This window comes from Streptomyces lushanensis (assembly GCF_001700515.1).
In the GTDB taxonomy this organism is placed as follows: Bacteria; Actinomycetota; Actinomycetes; order Streptomycetales; family Streptomycetaceae; genus Streptomyces; species Streptomyces lushanensis.
On the sequence record NZ_MAUD01000566.1, the window covers coordinates 1 to 1,663 of the forward strand.

1 protein-coding gene is annotated in these 1,663 nt (G+C 74.6%); it reads left to right on the forward strand.

The window, feature by feature from the left end; translation table 11 throughout:
• Window positions 1-132 precede the first annotated feature (132 nt).
• On the forward strand, window positions 133-1,290 hold a 1,158-nt coding region (locus tag BFF77_RS31285; protein WP_211280367.1), incomplete at its 3' end, for an aldehyde dehydrogenase family protein.
• Window positions 1,291-1,663: the final 373 nt, after the last annotated feature.

Below are 1,663 nucleotides of genomic sequence, written 5' to 3' on the forward strand. Positions count from 1 at the left end.
GCCTCGCCCGCCGACGGCCTCGCCCGCCGACGGCCTCGCCCGCCGACGCCCGCCGTTCCGCCGACGACCGCCCGCGCACGAGGTGGAGCAAGCCCGGGGAAAGCCCGGCGAAGTCCATGAAGGAAGCGAGCCATGCCTCTCACAGGAGCGATGTTCCTCGGCGCCGAGCGGCGCACGGGCCGGGAGCCGGTCATCGCCTCGGTCGATCCCCGTACGGACACGGTGCTCGGACCCGGCTACGGCTCCGCGGCCCCCGAGGATGTCGCCCGCGCCTGTGAGCTGGCGGAACAGGCCGCCCCGGGATACCGGGCGACCTCCCCGGAGCGGCGCGCGACCTTTCTGGAGCGGGTCGCGGACCGGGTGGAGGCGCTCGGTGAAGAGCTGATCGTCCGGGCGGTGACGGAGAGCGGTCTGTCGTCCGGCCGTATCCGCACCGAACGGGACCGTACGACCGATCAGTTGCGGCTGCTGGCGGCGGAGGTACGGGACGGCGGCTGGGTGGAGGCGCGGATCGACCGGGCGCTGCCGTACCGCACACCGCGTCCGCGCCCCGATCTGAGGGCACGCCAGGTGGGGCTCGGTCCGGTGGCGGTGTTCGGCGCGAGCGACTTCCCGCTCGCCTTCTCGGTGGCGGGCGGTGACACGGCGGCGGCGCTCGCCGCGGGCTGTCCCGTGGTGGTCAAGGCGCACAGCGCCGATCTGGGCACCTCGGAACTGGTCGGCTCGGCGGTGGCCGCCGCGGTGCGCGAGAGCGAGCTGCCCGCCGGCGTCTTCTCGCTGCTCTTCGGCTCCGCCGTCGAGATCGGCCGGGCGCTGGTCGCCGATCCCCGTATCCGCGCGGTCGGCTTCACGGGTTCCCGGGCGAGCGGCCTGGCGCTGCTGCGTACCGCCGCGGCCCGGGCGGTGCCGATCCCGGTGTACGCCGAGATGCGCAGCGTCAATCCGGTCTTCCTGCTCCCCTCCGCGCTGCGCGACCGGGCCGCCGCGCTCGCCCCGGGCTTCGCCGGATCGCTGACGACGGACGCGGGACAGCGCCGTACGAAACCGGGGCTGGTGGTGGCCGTCGAAGGCCCGGAGCTGACGGAGTTCCTGACGGCGGCGGCCGAGGAGGTGTCCGCGTACACCGGCGAGACGATGCTCAGCCGTGGTGTCCACGACGCGTACGAACGCGCGGTGGCGGCGCTCGCGGCGGTCGAGGGCGTACGGGAGCGGGCCGCCGGCCGGCCGGGCGAGGGCGCCAACACCTGTGTGGCCCGGCTGTTCACGGCTCCGGCCGAGGTGTTTCTCGCGNNNNTGGCGGGGGAGAGCGGCGTAAGGGAGAGGTACGTACGGGCGAGCCGCGTAAGGGAGAGCCGCGTAAGGGAGAACCGCGTAGGGGAGAGCGGAGCGCGGCTGACGGGGAGACCGCCCGCGCGCTGCTGTCGATCCTGGAGACCAGGGCAGGACGGATCGTCTTCGACGGCTGNNAGCCGCTCCACCTCGGTCGGCACGCTGGCCGTCCGCCGCTTTCTGCGTCCCGTCTGCTACCAGGACGTACCCGGCGATCTGCTGCCCGCCGCACTCTCCGACGAGAATCCGTACGGTCTGCGCCGCCGCCTGGACGGCACCCGGGACCAGATCTGAGCGGTCCCCGGGGCCGGTGGCCACAGGCGCGGGCGGGGCC